Origin of the sequence: Arthrobacter sp. 8AJ, from assembly GCF_902506025.1 — a bacterium.
Classification (GTDB): domain Bacteria; phylum Actinomycetota; class Actinomycetes; order Actinomycetales; family Micrococcaceae; genus Arthrobacter.
Window position 1 is genome coordinate 1,566,671 of the sequence record NZ_LR733289.1, and the last position, 20,452, is coordinate 1,587,122.

Here is a 20,452-nt window from a genome sequence, read left to right on the forward strand (position 1 = left end):
GCTGTCTGCCTCCGGCTTCACAATCTACCGGCAGCCTTGAGCCGGATGTACATGTCCGCAAGCCGGGGTGGCAGGTCGTGGGGTTCCGCGTCCACTACCTCTGCGCCGTAGCGGCGCAGTTCAGCGGTGACCGCCGCGCGCTGCAGGAGGGCGCGTTCGGCGGCAGCCGCACGGAACACGCCGGTGGCGTCGGTGCGTTCCCGGAGCATGGTGCCCAGCTGGGGGTCGCGGACCGCCGCCACCACCACCACCACGTGCTGGCTGGCCAGCCGCTCCGCCACGGGCAGCAGGCCTTCCTCGGGCGCTCCGCTGTCCAGCGATGTCAGCAGCACCACGAGGGACCGGTGCGCGGAGACGGCGCGGACCTGCGCCGGGACAGCCGGCCAGTCCATCTCGATCAGCTCTGCCTCAAGGGGAGCCATCGCCTGGACCAGCCGGCCCAGGATGTTGCCCTGGCCCGCGGAACCGGCGCGCGCCCGGGTCCTGCGGTCGAAGGCCACGAAGTCCACCCGGTCACCGCCCCGTTCGGCCAGCACGCCCAGGAGGAGCGCAGCCTCGATCCCGGTGTCCAGCCGGGTTTCGTCGGCAATCCTCGCCGCCGAGGTGCGGGAGGTATCCAGGACCATGACCACCCGCCGGTCCCGTTCCGGTCGCCAGGTCCTGACCACCACCGAGGAGCGCCTGGCCGTAGCCCGCCAGTCAATGGACCGCACATCATCGCCACGGACGTAGTCACGCAGGGAGTCGAACTCCGTGCCGGCACCGCGAATCTGGACGGCGGCCTTGCCATCCAGTTCGCGCAGCTTCCGCAGCTTCGAGGGCAGGTGCCTGCGGGAATGGAACGGCGGCAGTACGCGCACCGAGCCGGGACAATCAATGGTCCGCTGCCGGGCTGCCAGGCGGAGCGGACCATAGGAACGGATGGTCACGTGCGGGGCAGCGAGGTCCCCCCGCCGGACCGGCCGGAGCCTGACCGCGAAGCGCCTGCTTTCGCCCGCCGGGACGTCGATGGCCTGAATGGGATTTTGGGCGCCCGTGGAAGGTTGCCACCCGTCCCTGAACGATCCCCGGAGCCTGCGGGTACCCCCGTTGCGGAGCGTGAGGACCGCCTCCACCGCGTTGTTGAGCGTGACTTTCTCCGGCTCCGCGCGTACCGCACCCACCCGCCTGGGGGATCCTGCCAACAACAGGTCGACGCCCAACAGGGCAACGAGCACGGCGGCCGTGGTGAACACGGTCAACCATCCCGGGAACAGCAGCACCGGCACCAGGCCCAGCAGCACCACCGCCACGAAGCGCCCCGAGACGGCCATCAGCGGGGAACGGGGACGGAGGCCAGGATGCTGCCCAGGACGTCGTCCACCCGGACCCCGTCCATTTGGGCTTCGGGCTGCAACGCCACCCGGTGCCGCAGGCATGGCAAGGCCAGGGCCTTGACGTCGTCCGGGGTGACGAAAGGACGCCCCGAGAGCCAGGCCCAGGACCTGGATGTATTGAGCAGGGCAGTGGCACCGCGCGGTGAGACACCAAGCTGGAAGGAGGGCGCGGCCCTGGTGGCGCGCACCAGGTCAACGATGTAGCCGATGATTTCCGGTTCCACCGCTACCCGGTTCACAGCTTCCCGCGCACGTTCCAGGTCCTCGGCGCCCGCCACGGCCCGGACTCCGGCTGCTGCCAGGTCCCGGGGATCGAATCCGGCGGCATGCCGGCGGATGACCTCAATCTCCTCACCGCGTCCGGGCAAGGGCATGGTGAGCTTGAGCAGGAACCGGTCCAGTTGCGCCTCGGGCAGCGGATAGGTCCCCTCGTATTCCACCGGGTTCTGGGTTGCCGCCACCAGGAACGGGGCCGGGAGCCGCCTGGCGGCTCCGTCCACGGACACCTGCCGCTCTTCCATGGCTTCGAGGAGGGAAGCCTGGGTTTTTGGCGGGGTCCGGTTGATCTCATCGGCCAACAGGAGGTTGGTGAAGACCGGTCCTTCCCGGAAGCTGAACTCGGACGTATGGGAGTCGTAAACCAGCGATCCCGTGACATCGCCCGGCATGAGGTCGGGGGTGAACTGCACCCGCTTGGTGTCCAGGCTCAGGGCGGAGGACAACGCCCGGACCAGCAGGGTCTTGGCGACCCCCGGTACGCCTTCCAGCAGGACATGCCCCTGCGAAAGCAGGGCAATCAGCATGCCCGTGACCGTGGCGTCCTGTCCCACCACTGCCTTGGCCACCTCCCGGCGGACAGCAAGCAGCGCCTGCCGTGGGCCGTCGTCGTTCATTGGGCTGTTGGGGTCTGTGGGGTTCAGGACCCCCGGGCCACTGCTCTGTTCACTCATCGGGTCATGACCTCTTTCTCCAGTTTGTCCAGGGCCTGGGACCAGGCCACCAGCCGGGCTTCGGTTGTGGGGCGTTCATTGACCAGGGCGCGGACGCCGGCGGGGTCCCTGCCAAGGAGCCGGGCTGACGCGGCAATCGTGTCCTCCGCGGTGGCGCCGGGGCCCAGACACAGTTTTCCGGAGAGCCGCACCAGCAAGCCGGCGCGCAGGTTGTCCCGGGCCTGGTCGACGGCACGTGAATCCTGGTAGAGCCGGGCGCGGCCTTCCGCCGTTTCAACGGCCTTGACCACCACGGGCAACGGTTCGAACACCAGCGGCCCGTGCCGGCGGCCACGCCATATGATGGCGACCACCGCCACCAGCAGCAGCCAGGGGCCCAGGAAGCGGGCCCAGCCCGGTGCAAGGTCGTCGAGGGTTTTCCCGGACCCGTTGTCCGCTGCATCTTCGATCGAGGGCAGGTACCAGACGAGGTCCGGTGCCGCGCCGAGCAGCCGGACCGCCAGCGCGGCGTTTCCCAGCTCGTCCAGTTTGTCGTTGCCCAGGACCGCCGTGCTGCCCAGGACGGCCAGCCGGCCGTCACCGCTGACGGCAAGCATCCCGGCGGTTCCTGCCGCACGGTAGCAGGTGGTGCCTCCGTCGTACACGAATCCCTTGTGGCCCGTGACCTGTCCTGCCGCTTCCGCGTCAGGTTGGGTGCAGCCGGGGTCAAGGACCGGAGAGGCGTCGGGGACGACGCCGGCCTGGTGGATGCCGCTGTCAAGGGCGGCGAGTGTGTCCAGCCTGGGGGTGACCACCACCACGCGGCCAGCAGCAGCCATCAGGCCGGCCACCTGCTGCCTGTCCAGCACACCGTTCCTGTCATAGAGCAGGAGGGTGGGGGAGGAGCTTGAGTGCAGGTCGTCCAGCGCAGCGTCGAACCGGCCGGGCGTATGGACCGAAACTCCGTGCCGCCCCAGGATTTCGCCCAGCGCCCTGGCCCCTTCCGGTCCGGCATTGTGGACTGAAAGGGGCACCCGGTCGCCCTTGGGCGCCAGCTGCGTACCGATGAGCAGGGCCAGTGCAGCGGCCACCACCACTGCTGCTGCGGTGGCGGCACGGTGCTGCCGCAGCCACTTCTTCAACGTGCGGACGGGGACTTTCCGGCCCGTCGGCCCAGGTTCTTGGGACTGCCGGGTTCCTCGGGCCCGGTCCGTGCCGGCAATGGCGGGTCCACTCATGACGGCGTCACCGTGCTGCCGGCGGCGGGTCTCATGGCATCCAATGCCGCGTCAAGTGCCACCATTTCCTGGTAATCGATGCTGCCCGCTGCCCTGTTTCCGTAGCGGATGCCGTCAAATGTGGCCGCCGCCCGGGCCAGGCGCCGGGATTCACCGGCGAACGGCACGGACAGCGCCTGCGCGGCCTCGTCCGCCGTCCTGCCTGGCTGCGGATCAAGGATGGTCCGGTCCTCGGCGCTGCGGACCACCGCACGGAAACGGTCGACGACGGCGTCCCCCCATTGTGCGGCCCCGGCTGCGGCTTCCGCGCGGTTCCGGTAGTCCCCGGCGGCCAGCGCGGTTTCCCTTTCGAACACGTCGCTGGCCTTCCGTGCCCGCGCGTTCAGCCGGGGGCGGGCAAGGAGGATGGCGGCGGCGATGATGACGGCAATGACGAGGGCGATGACGGGGCTGGGCACTGGTGCGGCATCCCCGGGCGAGCCGTCCAGGGACTGGAGCCAGTCGAGGAAGTTCCGCCACAGAGCGTCCAGCCAGGAGGGGGCGGCGTCCCGGTATTCAGGTTTGGCCAACTCTTCTGCCGCCCATCGCCGTGCCTCGTCGGCTCCAGGCAGCACCGGCGGCTCAGCGGCCATACGGCCATGCCCCCGGCGCTGTGCCGTACCCGGGGTACGGGGTGCTCCCGGTCCCGGCGTTCCGGCCCGGGATCCCGTCGGGATCCGCTCCGGTCTCCAGATCGCGCAGCAGCACGATGTCGAGGCCGTCTTTCCGCATCCGCAGGTCCATGTAGAGCAACGCCATGACAGACGTTTGGAAGGCGTAGCCCACCGCACCCACCAGGGCGCCGACCACCGCGGTGATGATGCTGATGGTCACGGTAAGCGCCGCGCCCTGCCCGCTGCCGCCGTGCGGCGAGACGACTCCCGACAGGACCGTCGGCAGCATGCTTGCGGGGATCAGGACCACCTGGGTGATCACGGCGACCAGGATTCCCACCACCAGGGTGATGCCAAGGATGCGCCACCAGTTTGCCCGCGTGAGGGTCCACGAGCGGCGCAGTCCGGCCAGGGCGCCCAATTCTTCGATAACGACGGCAGCAGGCGCCACCATGAGCTTGATCGCCACCCAGACGAACAGGACGGCGAAGCCCATCATCAGCGGGATGACCAGCAGCGCTCCCGCGCCGCGGACATTGGAGAACAGGAGCACGATGACGGCGAAGAAAAGCGCCATCGTGGCCACTGCGGCAGCCACCAGCACCGCGGCCAGCCTGATCAGCGCCCCGATCCGTGGACGCACCAGTGACAGCATGCGCCGGAAGCCGGTGGGCCGGTTCAGGACGGACCTTGCCACGGGGACCACCATGGCGCCCTGGAGAACCACGGACATGAAGACGGACAGGATCGACAGAAAGGCAAAGGTAACCATCAGCCCAATCCCGAGGGACGCGACGTCGGCTCTGCTGGCCGTCCGCGCCCAGGATTCAATCGACCCGGACGACGTTGCAACGACCCCAGTAAGGACTGCGGCGAGGATGGCCGACAGGGACTGGGCCAGGATGCCGGCTCCCAGCATCGCTTTGGCGTTGCGCCGGATGCCCTGGAACGAGCCGTCCAGGATTTCCCCGAACATCAGTGGACGCAGGGGGATGATGCCGGGCTTTGGCGGGGCGACATAGCGGGGCTGTCCGTAGGGGGAGGCTCCGTACGGCGCACCGGGGTATGGCGCACCGGGGTATGGCGGACCGGGGTACTGCGGGCCGGAGTGCGGCGCTTCAGGGTAGGGGTAGCCGGAAGGCGCGCACCGGCAATGCAGGGCATGACCCCAAGACTATAGTTCCGCCGTCGGCCGGCCTAGTGTCCCGCCATGCCGGGAAGCCGCTCAACAGGACAAACCCATCCCGATAAGGGAATATATAGCTATGAAGGCACGCATTCTGGTGGTAGATGATGACGAAGCGCTGGCCGAGATGATTGGAATTGTCCTCCGTAATGACGGCTTCGAGCCGGTCTTCTGCGCCGACGGCGCCCAGGCCCTCGACGTTTTTCGGTCATCGCGGCCGGACCTTGTCCTGCTCGACCTGATGCTTCCCGGCATGGATGGCATCGAGGTCTGCCGCCAGGTCCGCGGCGAATCCGATGTTCCCATCGTCATGCTGACCGCCAAGTCCGATACCTCAGACGTGGTCCGCGGACTGGAATCCGGTGCTGACGACTACGTGCCCAAGCCGTTCAAACCGGCCGAACTGGTGGCACGCGTGCGCGCCCGCCTGCGCCCCGGCGACCAGAAGGCGCCCGAAACGCTTAAGATCGCGGACATCACTATCGACGTCGCCGGTCACACCGTCAGCAGGGGCAGCGAGCGGATCTCCCTGACGCCGCTGGAATTCGATCTGCTGGTGGCATTGGCCCGCAAGCCCTGGCAGGTCTTCACCCGCGAACTGCTCCTGGAGCAGGTCTGGGGCTACCGCCACGCCGCTGATACCCGCCTGGTCAACGTCCATGTCCAGCGCCTGCGGTCCAAGATCGAGCAGGACCCGGAAGCTCCGGAAGTTGTATTGACGGTGCGTGGTGTCGGCTACAAAGCAGGGGTCTGACCCCGCTGCGCAGGACGGGCAACCCGGCCGGCGCGCAACGCCGCACGCCGGTGATGAAGGTTTGAGCAGCGGCGCCGGGCAGGACAGCCCATCCCAGGGCGGCGACGAGGCCAACGTGCCCGGGCCTTCCGTGACTCCCGGTCTTCGGCATGTTGCCTTCCGCGCACGGATCTGGCAGCGCCGCGCCGTGATCGTGGCGCTGCGCGTGGCACGGCTGGTGCGGACCGGAGTCCGCCGTTTCCTCCCGGGGCTGAGGTACCTTGGCCGGGCGCTGCAGCAGCGCTGGCGCCGGTCCCTGCAGTTCCGGACCGTTCTCACCACCCTGATGCTGGCCGTGACGTCGTTCGCTGTGGTGGGTGCCTACCTGTCCAACCAGATCGCCAACAACCTGTTCCAGGAGCGGCTGACTCAGGCGGAATCCGAGACACGCTACAACGTGAAGCAGGTTCAGGAGACGTTCGACGGAGCCCAGGTCACCGACCAGTCGAGCGTCATCACCCTGGTCTCGGACACGCTCAGCGCCGTGGAAGGGCGCGGTTCGGTCATCCAACGGCGTTACGTCTTCGAGGCGATGCCCAACCAGACCAAACCCCGCAACCGCTGGGTTGAATCCCGCGCGTCGGACCAGCTGACGGTCAGCGTCATCCCCCCTGAGCTGCGCAAAGCAGTGCAGGAGTCCGGGAAGGACCAGTACTGGGCATCCACGGTCATTCCCGTGGGGACCGAGGACCGGCCGGGAATCGCCGTAGGCAACAAGGTGACCTTCAACGGTACCGTCTACGAGCTGTACCTGATCTACGACCTCAACACCGCGCAGCAAACGCTGAACGAGATCCAAAGCGTCCTCTGGGCCGGCGGTGCGGTCCTGGTCCTGCTGATTGGCGCCGTCGCCTGGTATGTCACGCGCAACGTGGTCAGCCCGGTGAGTCACGCCGCCATGGTTTCCGAGAAGCTCGCGGCCGGCCAGCTGCAGGAGCGCATGGTGGTCAAAGGCGAGGACGAAGTGGCCCGACTTGGTGCCTCCTTCAACCACATGGCAGCCAGCCTGCAGGAGCAGATCACGCAGCTGGCCACGTTGTCGCAAATGCAGCAGCGCTTTGTGTCCGACGTTTCGCACGAGCTCAGGACTCCGCTGACCACCGTCCGGATGGCCGCGGAGGTTCTCTACGACGCCCGGGACGACTTCGACCCCATCAACAAACGGTCCGCCGAACTGCTGTACAACCAGGTGGAGCGGTTCCAGTCGCTGCTCTCCGACCTGCTCGAAATCAGCCGCTTCGATGCAGGCGTAGCGGTCCTCGATGCCGAACCTGAGGACCTGCTCCAGGTGATCGCCCACGTCATTGAGGGCGCGGCGCCGGTCGCAGCCGAGTATGGCTCGGAAATCCTCTACACGGCCCCGGATGATGCCGTGATCGTGGAAATGGACGCCCGGCGGATCGACAGGATCCTGCGGAACCTGATCCTGAACGCCGTGGAGCACGGTGAGGGCAAGCCGGTGACCGTCACGGTCGCGGCAAACGAGACGGCGGTGGGCGTTTCAGTCCGGGACCACGGGATCGGAATGGACCCATCGCAGGCGGCCAGGGTCTTCGACAGGTTCTGGCGTGCCGATCCCGCCCGCGCCCGCACCACGGGAGGCAGCGGCCTGGGACTGTCCATCGCCATGGAGGACACCAAACTGCACCATGGCTGGCTCCAGGCGTGGGGCAGGAAGGGCGATGGTGCCAACTTCCGGCTGACCCTTCCGTTGCGCCAGGACGGGGAAATCACCGAGTCACCAGTTCAACTGGAACCCAGGGACGCCACCATACCCGGCGCGCCGGGAACCATCCCCGCGGAACAGGACTACAAGAACATGCTGCTGCTGCAGACTGGTGCGGCCGGTCCCGCTCCAGTGCGGCCTCCCGAGGAGACACCATGAGGGCCTCGATGCGCCACGCCAGGTACCCCGCGGCACTGCTCGCGCTGCTCATCGTCCTCCTGTCGGGCTGCGCGCGGATCCCCACCTCGGGCCCGGTGGGGAAGAGCAGCGAAAGCAGCGCCGGCAACGTCAACGCGCCCGTCTTCCTTCCCGCAGCACCCCAGGCCGGTGCGTCCCCGGAGACAATCATCGACTACTTCTACCGGGCCGGCAGCGGCTACGAGGACGACTACGCCGTTGCCCGCCAGTACCTCACGCAGGCGTCGGCGGTGTCCTGGAAGCCGGACAAACGCGCCCTGGTTTACCGGGAGGCGCGCGTCGTCCCCACAGCAACGGAAAACGTCTTCAACTACGAGCTGGATGTCTCCTACACAGTGGACGCGGACGGCATCGCCACCCAGTCGCCGCCGGGAACAGTGGAACGCATTCCGGTGACGGTGACCCAGGTGGACGGCGAGTGGCGGATCTCCGCGATTCCGGACGGGACCGCCATTGCCGAGGAAACATTCAAGGTGATCTACGGCGCCTACCCCATCTACTTTTACGACCCCACGTTCACCTACGCCATCCCGGATGTCCGCTGGTTCCTTAAGAACAAGACCGTCAAGGCCATGACCAGCGCGCTGCTGGCCGGCCCCGCCCCCTACCTCCGCGGCGCCGTCGCCAGCGCATTCCCCTCGGGAATCAAACTGGCCCGTGAGTCAGTCCCGGTAGTCTCCGGGGCCGCCCAGGTGGACCTGACGGCAAAGGAGCTGACGGAAACCTCGGCGGAGGACCGGCTGCGCATGCAGATGCAGCTGACCTTGACGTTCCGCAGCCAGCCGGATGTGGTCAACGTTGAGCTGCGCGCCAACCAGGACCTGGTCCGGGTGGAGGACAACGGGTCCGTCCTTCCCCCGGTGCTGGATAAAACAGTGCCTTCGCGCCAGATCGCCATCAGTGGCAACGATCTGGTGCGCTACGAAAATAACCGCGTTTCCCCATTGCCCGACATGCAGCCCGTCTCTGCGCTCAACCCGCGCTACCCTGCGGAATCGCCGGTGTCGCAGACCGCCGCCTTCCTCAATGACGGACGCACCACCCTGTACAGCATCAGTCCGGGCCAGCCGGCGCGTTCCCTGACCACCCGGAGCACCCTCAGCCGGCCGTCCTTCAGTATCAACGACTGGGTATGGACCGCCGGACCGGGTGCAACGGGTGCCACCGAAGTCGTGGCGTTCCATCCAGCCGGAGTGGCGGAAGGGGCACCTGTCCCGTCCGTGACGCTGGCGCCATCGTGGCTTGCCGGCCGGACGGTGAAGGAGTTCCGCATCTCACGCGACGGCGTTCGCGCCCTGGTCATCTCCGAGCAGAACGGGAAGTCCAAGGTGCAGGTGACCGGCGTGATCCGCGCCGGGGACGGCACGCCGCGCGAACTGACCGCGCCCATCACTCTGGTCAGCGCCGGCGATCCAGACCAAGGCGTGTGGGTGAACGGAACGACCGTTGCCGTCATGAAGGAGGCAGCCGGTGCGAACGTCACGCCGGAGCTGCTGTCCCTCACCTCCGGACAGCCGCAGCAGCTGGCTCCCTGGCCCGGCCTGGTTGCCATCAGCGCCGGAAACGGTGCAGACGACATCTATGTCCAGTCCGGAGAGGGTATCTTCCAGCGCCTCGGCAACGGCTGGTCGCCGCAGATCAAGGGTCCCATCGACCCCGCGTTTCCGGGCTGACCCCTGTCCTCCGACTTGTCCACATAGGCACCCCAGGCCCTCCTGATGACAGGGCATCTGATGCATGCTGGGGCAGTGAACGGAATATCCGGTGGAAGCGGAACAGCTGGACCTGGCCGGCAGGGGACCCGCCGGATGGACCCCGACCTTGAACCGCCGCCGCCCTGGCCGGCACTGCACAGGGCCGAACACTCCGCAGCGCTCCTGCGCCTTGCCGACTGGGTGTCCGGCGCGGCGGCAGATCTCCTCGCCCTGGCGGTGCCGGTGGACTGCGTCTGCTGCGGGGCCGAAGACCGCACCCTTTGCGCCCCGTGCGGCAGCCGCATCCGCCAGCTGACCAGGGAGCCTTTCCGTGCGGAAAGCGGAGCCCCCGCGCTGATGGATGTCGACGGGACCATCATGCTGCCGGTGGTGGCCGCGGGGGTGTACCGGGACGAGTTGGCCCAAGGCCTGCTGTCATTCAAAAGGCGCGGCCAGCACCAGCTTGGGAGGAACCTTGGCCGGGCGCTGGCCGTAGCAGTCAGGGCAGCGGCCCGGGGCAGCAGCGGGTTCCTGCTGGTTCCGGTGCCCACCGGCACCGCGGCGTACGTCAACCGGGGGTTCAGCCCCGTCCATCTGCTCCTGAAGGAGGCCGCACGGCAACTGCCAGGCCTCGACGTCGCGGATGTCCTGGGCAAGAAGTCGCGGGTCCGTCTGGAAGGGCCAAAGGCTCTGGGCGGCCAAAAAGGTCTGGCCGGCCAAAAAGGTTTGGGCAGGGGCGCCCGCTCGCAGCGTGTCAGGGGTTCCATGCAGGTCACATCCCGCGCCCGAACCAAGGTCGTGGGCCGTGCCTGCATCATTGTCGACGACGTCCTGACAACCGGCGCCACCATCGGAGAAGCAGCCCGTGCCCTGCACCTGGCCGGAGCCCAGGTGAGGGGCGCCGTCGTGCTTGCCGCGACACGCCCGCCCGCTGCGGCGGACCCCGGCACCCCCGCCGCCGGACCGCACGGAAGGAGCCATGACTTAGAAAAAAATAAACCGGGAAAGGATGAATAACAGGTGGCTATGAACTAACGTCGGTGGTGGGTACCAAGAACAGAATGTACCTTTCGATGGCGGCTCGGAGAGGGGCTCGACTGTCAAACAGCCCGGCCCAGGGAAGTGCCGCCGTCGTGTCACCGAAGTCATTTGGAGGGCACCATGGAGTTTATGATCAGCGGACGAAATCTGACCGTTTCAGACCGGTTCCGCGAATACGCCGGGGAAAAGATCGCAAAGATCGAATCGCTTGGCGACAAGATCCAGCGGGTGGATACGAAAGTCTCCAAGGAGACCAACGCCCGGCAAACCGGCGACCAGTTGACCGTTGAAGTGACAGTCCTGGGCAGGGGCCCCGTAATCCGTGCCGAAGCGAGCGCCGCAGACAAATTTGCCGCCTTTGACCTCGCCTACAACAAACTGCTTGAGCGCCTCCGGCGCGCGAAGGACCGCAAAAAGGTCCACCATGGCCGCCACACGCCCAAGGCCGTCCGTGAAGCTACCGCCTCCCTGGAACCAGCCAGCGCGCACGAACCGCTCTACCTCGAGGCCAACCGCAGGAGCGAAACAGCGCAGGCGCCGGAGGAAAAGTCCCCCTACGATGTCGAGAATGACATCCCGGCCGGGAGCTCGCCGGTACTGATCCGGCGCAAGGTCTTCCCCGCTGCGTCCATGACCCTCGACGACGCCGTGGACAACATGGAGCTCGTCGGCCACGACTTCTATCTTTTCGTGGACAAGGCCACCAACACGCCGTCCGTGGTCTACCGCCGCCGCGGCTGGACCTACGGCGTCATCACCCTGGACCACGAATGCGAGCCAGGCGACACTGTCGTGGAGGAAAAGGTCCTTGCCTACCGCTCCGACGACGCAGCCGCCACTGTCTGACGTACCTGCCAACGTCCAAGGTGGTACCAACCACCAGAGAGGTCTGAATTGTCGGCAACGCTGAGCCTTGACCAGGCCCGGCGGATCGCGCTGGCAGCGCAGGGACTCCACAAAGGACGGCCCACCGGCCCCGTGACAGCACGGACGGTGGGCCGTACCTTTGCCCGTCTCCAGCTGGTCCAGATCGACTCCGTAAACGTCCTGGTCCGCAGCCACTTCCTGCCCTTCTATTCCCGCCTTGGCAACTATGACCGGGACATCCTGCAGCGCATGTCCGCCAGCCACCCGCGACGGATGTTCGAATACTGGGCACACGAAGCCAGCTACATCCGGCCGGAGCATTACCAGGACCTCCTTCTCTGGCAAAAGCGGGCCTGGGTGGGCGCGTCCCGGATGGACCCCGTGCTCCGGGACGATGTTGCTGCCAGGATCCTGGCGGTCCTCGCCCGCTCCCGGCCCATGACGGCATCTGAACTGACGGCACGGATTGGGCATGTCGAAGAGAAACAGGCGGACAACTGGGGATGGAACTGGAACGCGGTGAAACGGGTCCTTGAACACCTCTTCGAAGCGGGTCTGGTGTCGGCGGCCTCCCGGACCGGGCAGTTCGAACGCAGGTACACGCTGACCTCCAAGGTCCTCCCGGATGCGGCCGCCGCGGCAGGGGAGAAGGATCCCGAGGCTGCACTCCGGCGCCTGACCGACGCGGCCGCCCAGGCCCACGGAATCGGCACCATCCGCTGCTTCGCCGACTACTTCCGGACTCCGGTCAAGGCCACAGCCCTGGCTGTGGAGCACCTGGTGGAGCAAGGCAGGCTGGAACCCGTCACTGTGGCGGGCTGGAACCGGAAGATTTTCCGGCATGTCGATTCGCTGCTGCCGCGGCGTGCCACCGGCCGCGCGCTCTTGAGCCCGTTCGACTCCCTGGTCTTTGAGCGGCGGCGCCTTTCCGAGCTGTTCGGCTTCCATTACCGGATCGAGATCTACACCCCGGAACCCAACCGGCGCTTCGGCTATTACGTGCTGCCGTTCCTGCTGCGTGACAGGATCGTGGCACGGGTGGATTTGAAAGCGGACCGGGCCGCCGGCCGGTTGCTGGCGAGGGCCGCGTTCGCCGAGCCCGACGCACCGGCGGATACCGCCGTCGAACTTGCCGCCGAGCTGAAGCTTATGGGCCAGTGGCTTGGCCTGCCGGATGTGGAAGTGGGGCTGGCAGGAGACCTCGCCGCCCGGCTGGCGCAGGAGCTGGCACGTCCGTAGGGAGTATCCGCTCTCAGGGAAAAGGGGCACCGGCGGCGTGTCTCTCCCGTAGACTGAACACGCCAGAATTCGGCGGCATCAGACTGGGAGCATCTTCACGTGGCATCACTTATCGAAAAAATTCTCCGCACGGGTGACAAGAAAACACTCCGGCAGTTGCGGAACTATGCCGATTCCATCAACGCCCTCGAAGACTCATTCAAGACCTTTACCGACGCCGAACTGCGCGAGGAGACGGACCGCCTCCGCGCCCGCCACCAGGACGGCGAGAAGCTCGACGACCTGCTTCCGGAGGCCTTCGCAGCAGTGCGTGAAGCGTCCTCCCGCACCTTGGGCATGCGCCACTTCGACGTCCAGCTGATGGGCGGCGCCGCCCTGCACCTGGGCAACATCGCTGAAATGAAGACCGGTGAAGGCAAGACCCTGGTGGCGACCGCTCCCGCCTACCTGAATGCCCTTACCGGCAAGGGCGTCCACGTGGTCACGGTCAACGACTACCTCGCCGAATACCAGTCCGAGCTCATGGGCCGTGTCTACCGCTTCCTGGGCCTGACCAGCGGTGTCATCCTTGCCAACCAGGATCCCGCCGTCCGCCGCCAGCAGTACGCCGCCGATATCACGTACGGGACCAACAACGAGTTTGGTTTCGACTACCTGCGCGACAACATGGCATGGGACCGGACCGAACTTGTCCAGCGCGGCCACAACTTCGCCATCGTCGATGAAGTGGACTCAATCCTCATCGATGAGGCACGCACCCCGTTGATCATCTCCGGACCTGCCCAGGGGGACACCAACCGCTGGTACAGCGAATTCGCCAAAGTGGTGCTCCGGCTGCAGCCCGAAAAGGACTACGAGGTCGACGAAAAGAAGCGCACGGTGGGCGTCCTGGAGAGCGGGATCGAAAAGGTGGAGGACTACCTCGGCATCTCCAACCTGTACGAGTCCGCCAACACCCCGCTGATCGGGTTCCTGAACAATGCCATCAAGGCCAAGGAACTCTTCAAGCGTGACAAGGACTACGTCATCCTGGACGGCGAAGTGCTGATCGTGGACGAGCACACCGGCCGCATCCTGGCCGGCCGCCGCTACAACGAAGGCATGCACCAGGCGATCGAGGCCAAGGAAGGCGTCGAGATCAAAGCCGAAAACCAGACCCTGGCCACCGTGACGCTGCAGAACTACTTCCGTATGTACGGCAAGCTTTCCGGCATGACCGGTACCGCTGAGACTGAGGCGGCCGAGTTCATGAGCACTTATAAGCTGGGCGTCGTGGCCATCCCCACCAACAGGGACATGCAGCGGATCGACCAGCCGGACCTCGTGTTCAAGAATGAGGTTGTAAAGTTCGACGCCGTGGTCCGCGATATCGCCGAGCGTCACGAAAAGGGCCAGCCCGTCCTAGTGGGCACCACCAGCGTGGAGAAGAGCGAGTACCTGTCCAAGCTGCTCGCCAAGGAGGGCATCCGCCACGAGGTCCTGAACGCCAAGAACCACGCCCGCGAAGCTGCCATCGTCGCCCAGGCAGGCCGGAAGGGTGCCGTCACTGTGGCCACGAACATGGCCGGCCGCGGTACTGACATCATGCTGGGCGGAAACGCCGAATTCACGGCCGTCGCCGAACTCGCCAAGCGCGGTCTGGATCCGGAGGAGAACTCCGAACAATACGAAGCCGCGTGGCCCGCAGCGCTCGAAGCCGCCAAGCAGTCCGTCAAGGACGAACACGAGGAAGTCCTGGACCTCGGCGGCCTGTACGTCCTGGGCACCGAACGCCACGAGTCGCGACGCATCGACAACCAGCTCCGCGGCCGTTCCGGCCGCCAGGGCGACCCGGGTGAATCCCGGTTCTACCTGTCGCTGACCGACGACCTCATGCGCCTCTTCAACTCCGGGGCGGCGGAACGGCTGATGAACAGCTCCGTGCCGGACGACGTTGCGCTGGAATCAAAGCTGGTATCCAGGGCCATCGCCTCTGCCCAGGGACAGGTCGAAGGCCGCAACGCTGAGCAGCGCAAGAACGTGCTGAAGTACGACGACGTCCTCAATCGCCAGCGCGAAGCCATCTACAGCGACCGCCGTCGGATCCTGGAAGGTGATGACCTGCACGAGAAGGTGCAGTACTTCATTGAGGACACCATCACTGCCTTGATCGACGCCGCCACCGCGGAAGGGAACGGCGACGACTGGGACTTCCACCAGCTGTGGACGAACCTGAAGACGCTCTATCCCGTCAGCGTTACTCCCGAAGACATCATCGAGGAGGCCGGTGGCAAGTCCAGGGTCACCGTGGAGCTGTTGAAGGAGGAGATCCTTTCCGACGCCCGCCTGGTGTACCAGGCCCGCGAGGAGGTCATCGGCTCCGAAAGCATGCGCGAGCTCGAGCGCCGCGTGGTCCTCTCCGTCATTGGCCGCAAGTGGCAGGAACACCTCTACGAGATGGATTACCTCAAGGAGGGCATCGGCCTGCGCGCCATGGCGCAGCGTGATCCGCTGGTGGAGTACCAGCGCGAAGGTTTCGCGATGTTCCAAAGCATGATGGAAGCCATCCGGGAGGAAAGCGTCGGCTTCCTGTACAACCTTGAGGTCGAGGTGACGCCGGCCCAGGACGTCGTCGTCCAGGACGCCGCCGGCGGACACACTGAGCACGTGGACCCGCAGGTGCATGCTGCCGGACTTGAGGCCCCCGAAAAGCCCGCGCAGTTGCAGTACACGGCTCCCAGCGAGACCGGCGGAACACAAACCCGGGTGGAAACCCGGGCAGGAAGTGGACGCTCCGGCAACCCTGCCAAGGCAGCTGCCCAGGACGCCGCCAAGCGCCCGGCGAAGAAGAAAAAGCGCTAGAACACAGCCGTAAACGTGCACAGGCGTTGATGGACAGGGCAGGGGCCGATGGGTCCCTGCCCTGTTTGCATGGCGCACCATGTGCTCTCGGGTGCGCACCAAATTACCCAACGGCTTAGCCGATGACGAGTTCAACGATGCGCCAGACCTGCTTGCTGCGCTCAAGCCGGACGGCAACGGCACGTGCCCGTACGTCATCCACCACGACTGCACTTGCCTCATAAATTCCCTCGGCCACCTCGCACACCCGCACCGAGCGGACTGTGGAGTTTCGGTGGAGCCGGGCCAGGGCGGGGTTGCCCGTCCTGGTTAGCTCGCGCCTGATCAGCGCGGCCCGGTGCTGCAGCGATGCCAGGCACCGCGGATCCAGACGGCGCGCCAGCTGGTGTATGGGACGGATCCCTGCCAGGACCTCCATGGCGGCCTGAACCGTTCCGCGGGTGATGGACCTTACTTCCGCAGCTTCACTGACGGGCCTCAGGGACGATGGGTCCGCGGCGCGGGAACGGCCTGCGGTCACCGCCGTTGTTGACGCTGACGCGGTTTTCCCGAGTACCCTCCCGCCGTTTACGGTGTTGGCAGCCAGCCGCTGGGCGGTCTGGACAGGTGTCACTGCGGTCATGGTGTTCCCCTTGGTTCGAATAGCGGAATAGCTGATGGTCTATTGCCTGCCCCGGCGCCGGCGCAGCACCGAAAGCGTCAGTGGCTATGGCGCCTGCGGCGCCTGGAGTATCTGTCCCGGAAGCAGGACATCCGGGCTCCCGCCGATCAGTCCGCGGTTCGCTGCGTACCACCGCGGCCATTCAAGGGCTATGTCCACATCCGATGCCTCCGGCCCCAGCTGGGCCGCCACGATGTCCCATAGTGTGTCGCCGGCAAGCACGGTTACCGGGCCCGCCCCGCCGCCCGTTGCCCGCGGATCCGGCTCCGTGCCGGCGGCGGTCCTGGTTTCCGGTGCTGCGAGCAGGCCCGGCTCCACCACCGGGGAAGCCGGTTGCCATCCCGGGCTGGGCGTGGCGGCAGTGGGCAGGGCCGCGGTGGATTGCCATGCCGGCGACGCGGCTTCCCGGCCGGGTGGTGGCACCTCCGCTGGGCCTGGTTGGACAGAGAAATGCAGGGCCGGGCCAGTGCCCTGGCGGGGTGTCGGAGCAACGTGCGCCGCTGCAGGATTGGCGTAAGCCGCCGAGGACTGTTCGTGCGTGGGTGTCCACTCCGGCCCCGGCGCGGTGGTGGCCGCATGTGCCGCGGCACCCGCTATCAGCTGCATCGAAAGGGCGGCAATCACAGCCCGCTGCATGAAAGCAGGTGAGAGCCGGCGGGCGGTCGCAGCAGCCCGGTTCCGGCCCAGCCGCTCCAGCAGGACGGAGGCTCCAGCAGCCAGCATCGAAAATGCCCACCACAGCAAAAGTCCGAGGCCGGCTGCTGTTGCTGCCGCTGCCAGGAGGACCTCCACGGTCCACCCCTGCTGATGGGCAGCGGTGTCCTGCCACTGCGCCAGCTGGCCCGCTCCCAGGATGCAGAGCACGATTCCAAGCACGAGCAGGGCCAGCGCTATCGCGGCATCCGACCTTCCCGTCCTATCAGAGTGACCCATTTCAACCGCCTTGATGTCGTTTGATGCTGTTTGATGCTGGTTGACACAGTCTGAACCGCCTAAGCGCGTTTTGTCCAGACGTTGGAGTGAAATGAGGGGCGCGTTGACGGGCGGGGTAGGGGAACCTACGCTGGCGGGATGCGCTGGGATGCACTCTTCAATGACATGGAAAGCCAGCTAGCGGAGGCTGACCGGCTGGCGCTCGAGAGCGAGATCAGTGAGCGGACGCGGGCCGAGATGGTTGGCCTGCGGCTCGATGACAGGCTGCGGGCGGCCGTTGGTTACAGGATCACGGTCCACCTCCTGTGCGGCGAATCGGCGCAAGGGGAGCTGACCCATGTTGGAGCTGATGCGCTGGTCCTGGATGAAGGACGGCACCAGGTGCTCATTCCCTACGCGGCCGCTGCCCGGTACGTGGGCCTGGGCAGGCATGTGCGGACGGAGGACTCCCCGGTCCGCCGTTCAATCGGACTTGCCCATTCCCTGCGTGCCCTTGCCCGGGATCGGACGGAGGTGACCGTGACGATTGGCGGGGGAGTCGGAGCCGCGCGGGTGGAGGGCGTCATTGACCGGGTTGGCCGGGACTACATCGACCTTGCCGCGGTGATTCCGGGCGAGGCAAGGAGGGCCCAAAGCGTTGGCCAGGTGTCAGCGATACCTTTTACGGCGCTGGCGATGATCAGGTCCCATAAGGCCGGCGGAGGGTAGAGGCGTCACACTGACTTGGAGCGGGACTCCTGGATCATGCGGCTGGCCTCGGCATAGCGTTCCTCGATGTACTGCTCCAGCATCTTCTCCTCGACGCGCCACTGCCCGCGGCCGCCAACCTGGATGGCCTTCAGCTCCCCGCTGCGGACCAAGGCGTACGCGGCGGGGGAGTTGATCTGGAGTTGCTCGGCGACGTCTGCGAGCGTGAGGAACCTTGGCATATGCCCATTTTGCCATCACGTGACGTTGTTTGTGCCCGTTTTCCACAGTTAGCCGGTATTTAGGCAAATGACTTTTGTTCCCGGTCCCTGGCGGTAACAATGAGGAGTCCGGCCAGAGTGGGCAGGTCCGGTGTACCTAGGGGGAGAACGGCATGGTTCCTGATTCAAGCGCCACGGCGCCACGGCTGAAGCGCCCGTCCTGGAAGGACCCGCGGTTGCTGGTGGGCATTCTCCTGGTCCTGGTCTCCGTCGCCGGGGTTACTTTCCTGGTCGGCAGCGCGGACCGCACCACCGAGGTCTTCGCGGCGCGGGACGGCATTGCCGTGGGTGAGCGCCTGACAGCGGAGAACGTGGTTCGCGCGAAGGTCCGCCTGGGCGACACGGAGCAGCACTACATCACCGTGGAGGACGGCCTGCCCCAGGACGTCGTCGCTGTGCAGCGGATCGCCAAGGACCAGCTGGTTCCCAGGGCAAGTCTTGGGGAGGTGGACCGGTTGGACCGTAAGCCGGTGGCGCTCAACATCGCGCAGACTTTGCCGTCCCAGGCGGTTGCTGGTGCGAGGGTGGACGTCTGGGTGGCGCAGCCGGATGCAAAGAACGGATTCAGCGAGCCGAAACTCGTCCTTCCCGGAGCTGAAATCGCTGAGGTCACCACCGGGTCCACTGCCCTCGGATCGTCAAAGACCACCGTGCTGATGGTCCTGGTGGAGGACAAACAGATGCCTGCGTTGCTGGGTGCCCAAGCCAACGACGCGAAGATATCCGTTGTGTGGAATCCGGGCGGGGCCCGATGAGTATCCCGGTTGTCACCGTTGGCCAAAGCCGGGAGGACCTGGTGGGCGGCCTCGAAAGGCTGCACGGTCCGGTGACAGTGGTTCGACGATGCACCGAACTTCCCGAGCTTCTCGCTGCCTGTCAAAGCGGTCTGGCAAGGGCGGCCGTAGTGGCTGAGGGGTCCGACGGATTAACGGCTTCCCTTGTCGACCGGCTTGGAGCTGTTGGGGTGGCGGTCATCGCACTGACGGACAATGCCGAGGAGGCGGCCCGGCTCCGCAAAATTGGTGTCGCCTCGGCGCTGACGGGAGTGGATTCAGCGGAGCTTTCGGACAGGATCGCCGATGCCGTTGCCCAACTGACAGGTACGGCCCGCCCCGCCATCCTGAGCACGGGAGCTGACACCGGAGCTGCGCTGGCCGTAGACCCCGTGCAGCCTGAACCTGACCCGGAGGGCGAACCGGCCGGCAGGCTCATCGTTGTCTGGGGTCCGGCCGGGGCGCCCGGCAGGACCACTGTAGCGGTGAACATCGCCGGCGAGATGGCTGCCGATGGCCGGGATGTCCTGCTGGTCGACGCGGACACCTACGGTGCAAGCGTCGCGGCGGTGCTGGGTCTCCTGGATGAGTCGGCCGGGCTTGCCCAGGCGTGCAGGCTTGCCGACCAGGGTTTGCTGGACCCGGACGCCCTCAGGAAGGTGGCCCCCACCGTCGCCACTGCATCCGGGACGTTCCGGGTGCTTACGGGAATAACCCGCGCGGACCGCTGGACCGAGCTGCGCGCCACTGCCCTGGCACTTGTTCTTGAACGGGCCCGGCAGATCGCGGACGTTGTGGTGGTGGATACCGGCTTTTGCCTCGAAGCCGATGAAGAGCTGAGCTTCGACACCATGGCGCCGCGGCGGAACGCCGCGACGCTGCGTCCCCTGGAACTGGCGGACGAGGTCTACGCCGTTGGTGCGGCTGATCCCGTGGGCGTACCCCGGATGGTCCGTGCGCTTTCCGAACTCGAAGGCGCTGTACCGCAGGCCTCACCCACTGTCGTCATGAACAAGGTGCGTTCCTCCTCCGTGGGCAGGGCCCCGGAGCGCCAGTTGCGGGATGCCTGGGAACGGTACGGTCCCGCGTCGGAACTCAAAGCGTTCCTGCCCTACGACCCCGGCGCCGCCGACGCAGCACTCCTTGCGGGGTCACTGCTGCTTGAAGCTTGCCCCGACTCCGCGCTTCGGCGTGCCATCCGTGAACTTGTTTGTGCACCAGCCCAGCGAAACGCCAAATCCTCTGTATTTTCTTCCACACCACGGCGAAGGGCAAAGGACTAGGCTCGCCATAAGAGCTGCAAAGGTGCGGCGAATATCTCTGATGGAGGCGTTGT

Annotated in this window: 18 protein-coding genes; 10 read left to right on the forward strand and 8 right to left on the reverse strand. The window is 66.4% G+C overall.

Annotated elements, in window-relative coordinates:
- Positions 1–17: 17 nt before the first annotated feature.
- Genes BACI349Y_RS07310 through BACI349Y_RS07330 form a run of 5 tightly spaced genes read right to left on the reverse strand, consistent with a single transcriptional unit; the run spans position 18 to position 5,172 of the window.
- Entirely contained in the window at positions 18–1,313 is a 1,296-nt protein-coding gene (locus tag BACI349Y_RS07310) for a DUF58 domain-containing protein (RefSeq protein WP_159631550.1), read from the reverse strand.
- A complete protein-coding gene (locus BACI349Y_RS07315; RefSeq protein ID WP_159631551.1) occupies positions 1,313–2,326 on the reverse strand; it encodes an AAA family ATPase in 1,014 nt (337 codons plus the stop codon). The genes BACI349Y_RS07310 and BACI349Y_RS07315 overlap by 1 nt, the downstream gene beginning before the upstream one ends.
- Positions 2,323–3,543 carry a DUF4350 domain-containing protein gene (locus BACI349Y_RS07320; RefSeq protein ID WP_159631552.1) on the reverse strand — a complete coding sequence of 407 codons (1,221 nt, stop codon included), beginning with the start codon at positions 3,541–3,543 and terminating at the stop codon, positions 2,323–2,325. The genes BACI349Y_RS07315 and BACI349Y_RS07320 overlap by 4 nt, the downstream gene beginning before the upstream one ends.
- Positions 3,540–4,175 (reverse strand): DUF4129 domain-containing protein, encoded by a 636-nt coding sequence (locus tag BACI349Y_RS07325; protein ID WP_159631553.1) that lies wholly within the window; start codon positions 4,173–4,175, stop codon positions 3,540–3,542. Before BACI349Y_RS07325 ends, BACI349Y_RS07320 begins: the two co-directional genes overlap by 4 nt.
- Positions 4,165–5,172 carry a DUF7847 domain-containing protein gene (locus tag BACI349Y_RS07330; RefSeq protein WP_236560755.1) on the reverse strand — a complete coding sequence of 336 codons (1,008 nt, stop codon included), beginning with the start codon at positions 5,170–5,172 and terminating at the stop codon, positions 4,165–4,167. The genes BACI349Y_RS07325 and BACI349Y_RS07330 overlap by 11 nt, the downstream gene beginning before the upstream one ends.
- A 289-nt stretch (positions 5,173–5,461) precedes the next feature.
- Here BACI349Y_RS07330 and mtrA point away from each other — a divergent pair, with 289 nt between their 5' ends.
- From mtrA to secA, 7 genes are all read left to right on the forward strand, one after another.
- Positions 5,462–6,136: an MtrAB system response regulator MtrA gene (gene mtrA / locus BACI349Y_RS07335; protein WP_159631554.1), complete on the forward strand. Its 675-nt coding sequence runs from the start codon at positions 5,462–5,464 to the stop codon at positions 6,134–6,136.
- Between the two features lie 130 nt (positions 6,137–6,266).
- Positions 6,267–8,060: an MtrAB system histidine kinase MtrB gene (gene mtrB, locus BACI349Y_RS07340; RefSeq protein ID WP_159635349.1), complete on the forward strand. Its 1,794-nt coding sequence runs from the start codon at positions 6,267–6,269 to the stop codon at positions 8,058–8,060.
- Complete coding sequence (locus BACI349Y_RS07345; protein WP_159631555.1) at positions 8,057–9,772, forward strand: LpqB family beta-propeller domain-containing protein; 1,716 nt, start codon at positions 8,057–8,059, stop codon at positions 9,770–9,772. The genes mtrB and BACI349Y_RS07345 overlap by 4 nt, the downstream gene beginning before the upstream one ends.
- Before the next feature lie 135 nt (positions 9,773–9,907).
- Positions 9,908–10,810, forward strand: coding sequence for a ComF family protein (locus BACI349Y_RS07350; RefSeq protein ID WP_236560756.1), 903 nt, complete (start codon positions 9,908–9,910; stop codon positions 10,808–10,810).
- A gap of 144 nt (positions 10,811–10,954) precedes the next feature.
- Positions 10,955–11,680, forward strand: a complete 726-nt coding sequence (gene hpf / locus BACI349Y_RS07355; RefSeq protein ID WP_159631557.1) for a ribosome hibernation-promoting factor, HPF/YfiA family — start codon at positions 10,955–10,957, stop codon at positions 11,678–11,680.
- Positions 11,681–11,728: 48 nt separating this feature from the next.
- On the forward strand, positions 11,729–12,940 hold the full coding sequence (locus tag BACI349Y_RS07360) for a winged helix-turn-helix domain-containing protein (RefSeq protein WP_159631558.1): 1,212 nt from the start codon (positions 11,729–11,731) through the stop codon (positions 12,938–12,940).
- A gap of 99 nt (positions 12,941–13,039) precedes the next feature.
- The gene (gene secA / locus BACI349Y_RS07365) at positions 13,040–15,781 is read left to right on the forward strand and encodes a preprotein translocase subunit SecA (RefSeq protein ID WP_159631559.1); all 2,742 of its coding nucleotides are present in this window, start codon (positions 13,040–13,042) and stop codon (positions 15,779–15,781) included.
- A 115-nt stretch (positions 15,782–15,896) separates the two neighbouring features.
- On the opposite strand, the gene BACI349Y_RS07370 is transcribed toward secA, so the two are convergent.
- A complete protein-coding gene (locus BACI349Y_RS07370) occupies positions 15,897–16,403 on the reverse strand; it encodes an Rv3235 family protein (protein ID WP_201302405.1) in 507 nt (168 codons plus the stop codon).
- An 84-nt stretch (positions 16,404–16,487) separates the two neighbouring features.
- Entirely contained in the window at positions 16,488–17,375 is an 888-nt protein-coding gene (locus BACI349Y_RS07375; protein WP_159631560.1) for a LysM peptidoglycan-binding domain-containing protein, read from the reverse strand.
- Between the two features lie 138 nt (positions 17,376–17,513).
- On the opposite strand from BACI349Y_RS07375, the gene BACI349Y_RS07380 reads away from it, so the two are divergent.
- On the forward strand, positions 17,514–18,083 hold the full coding sequence (locus BACI349Y_RS07380; RefSeq protein ID WP_159631561.1) for a hypothetical protein: 570 nt from the start codon (positions 17,514–17,516) through the stop codon (positions 18,081–18,083).
- A 5-nt stretch (positions 18,084–18,088) separates the two neighbouring features.
- Here BACI349Y_RS07380 and BACI349Y_RS07385 read toward each other — a convergent pair whose 3' ends face one another.
- Positions 18,089–18,304 (reverse strand): helix-turn-helix domain-containing protein, encoded by a 216-nt coding sequence (locus BACI349Y_RS07385; RefSeq protein ID WP_018768505.1) that lies wholly within the window; start codon positions 18,302–18,304, stop codon positions 18,089–18,091.
- A 152-nt stretch (positions 18,305–18,456) separates the two neighbouring features.
- On the opposite strand from BACI349Y_RS07385, the gene BACI349Y_RS07390 reads away from it, so the two are divergent.
- Complete coding sequence (locus tag BACI349Y_RS07390; protein WP_159631562.1) at positions 18,457–19,098, forward strand: hypothetical protein; 642 nt, start codon at positions 18,457–18,459, stop codon at positions 19,096–19,098.
- The gene (locus BACI349Y_RS07395; protein WP_159631563.1) at positions 19,095–20,399 is read left to right on the forward strand and encodes an AAA family ATPase; all 1,305 of its coding nucleotides are present in this window, start codon (positions 19,095–19,097) and stop codon (positions 20,397–20,399) included. Before BACI349Y_RS07390 ends, BACI349Y_RS07395 begins: the two co-directional genes overlap by 4 nt.
- Positions 20,400–20,452: the final 53 nt, after the last annotated feature.

Excerpts from the sequence above, each read along its gene's own strand:
- BACI349Y_RS07390 (WP_159631562.1), top strand. The coding sequence starts at position 18,457 with ATGGTTCCTGATTCAAGCGCCACGGCGCCACGGCTGAAGCGCCCGTCC.
- BACI349Y_RS07345 (WP_159631555.1), top strand. The coding sequence starts at position 8,057 with ATGAGGGCCTCGATGCGCCACGCCAGGTACCCCGCGGCACTGCTCGCG.
- BACI349Y_RS07315 (WP_159631551.1), bottom strand. The coding sequence starts at position 2,326 with ATGAGTGAACAGAGCAGTGGCCCGGGGGTCCTGAACCCCACAGACCCC.
- BACI349Y_RS07350 (WP_236560756.1), top strand. The coding sequence starts at position 9,908 with ATGGACCCCGACCTTGAACCGCCGCCGCCCTGGCCGGCACTGCACAGG.
- BACI349Y_RS07370 (WP_201302405.1), bottom strand. The coding sequence starts at position 16,403 with ATGACCGCAGTGACACCTGTCCAGACCGCCCAGCGGCTGGCTGCCAAC.
- hpf (WP_159631557.1), top strand. The coding sequence starts at position 10,955 with ATGGAGTTTATGATCAGCGGACGAAATCTGACCGTTTCAGACCGGTTC.
- BACI349Y_RS07320 (WP_159631552.1), bottom strand. The coding sequence starts at position 3,543 with ATGAGTGGACCCGCCATTGCCGGCACGGACCGGGCCCGAGGAACCCGG.
- BACI349Y_RS07395 (WP_159631563.1), top strand. The coding sequence starts at position 19,095 with ATGAGTATCCCGGTTGTCACCGTTGGCCAAAGCCGGGAGGACCTGGTG.
- BACI349Y_RS07380 (WP_159631561.1), top strand. The coding sequence starts at position 17,514 with ATGCGCTGGGATGCACTCTTCAATGACATGGAAAGCCAGCTAGCGGAG.
- BACI349Y_RS07325 (WP_159631553.1), bottom strand. The coding sequence starts at position 4,175 with ATGGCCGCTGAGCCGCCGGTGCTGCCTGGAGCCGACGAGGCACGGCGA.
- BACI349Y_RS07375 (WP_159631560.1), bottom strand. The coding sequence starts at position 17,375 with ATGGGTCACTCTGATAGGACGGGAAGGTCGGATGCCGCGATAGCGCTG.
- BACI349Y_RS07330 (WP_236560755.1), bottom strand. The coding sequence starts at position 5,172 with ATGTTCGGGGAAATCCTGGACGGCTCGTTCCAGGGCATCCGGCGCAAC.
- BACI349Y_RS07310 (WP_159631550.1), bottom strand. The coding sequence starts at position 1,313 with ATGGCCGTCTCGGGGCGCTTCGTGGCGGTGGTGCTGCTGGGCCTGGTG.
- BACI349Y_RS07385 (WP_018768505.1), bottom strand. The coding sequence starts at position 18,304 with ATGCCAAGGTTCCTCACGCTCGCAGACGTCGCCGAGCAACTCCAGATC.
- mtrA (WP_159631554.1), top strand. The coding sequence starts at position 5,462 with ATGAAGGCACGCATTCTGGTGGTAGATGATGACGAAGCGCTGGCCGAG.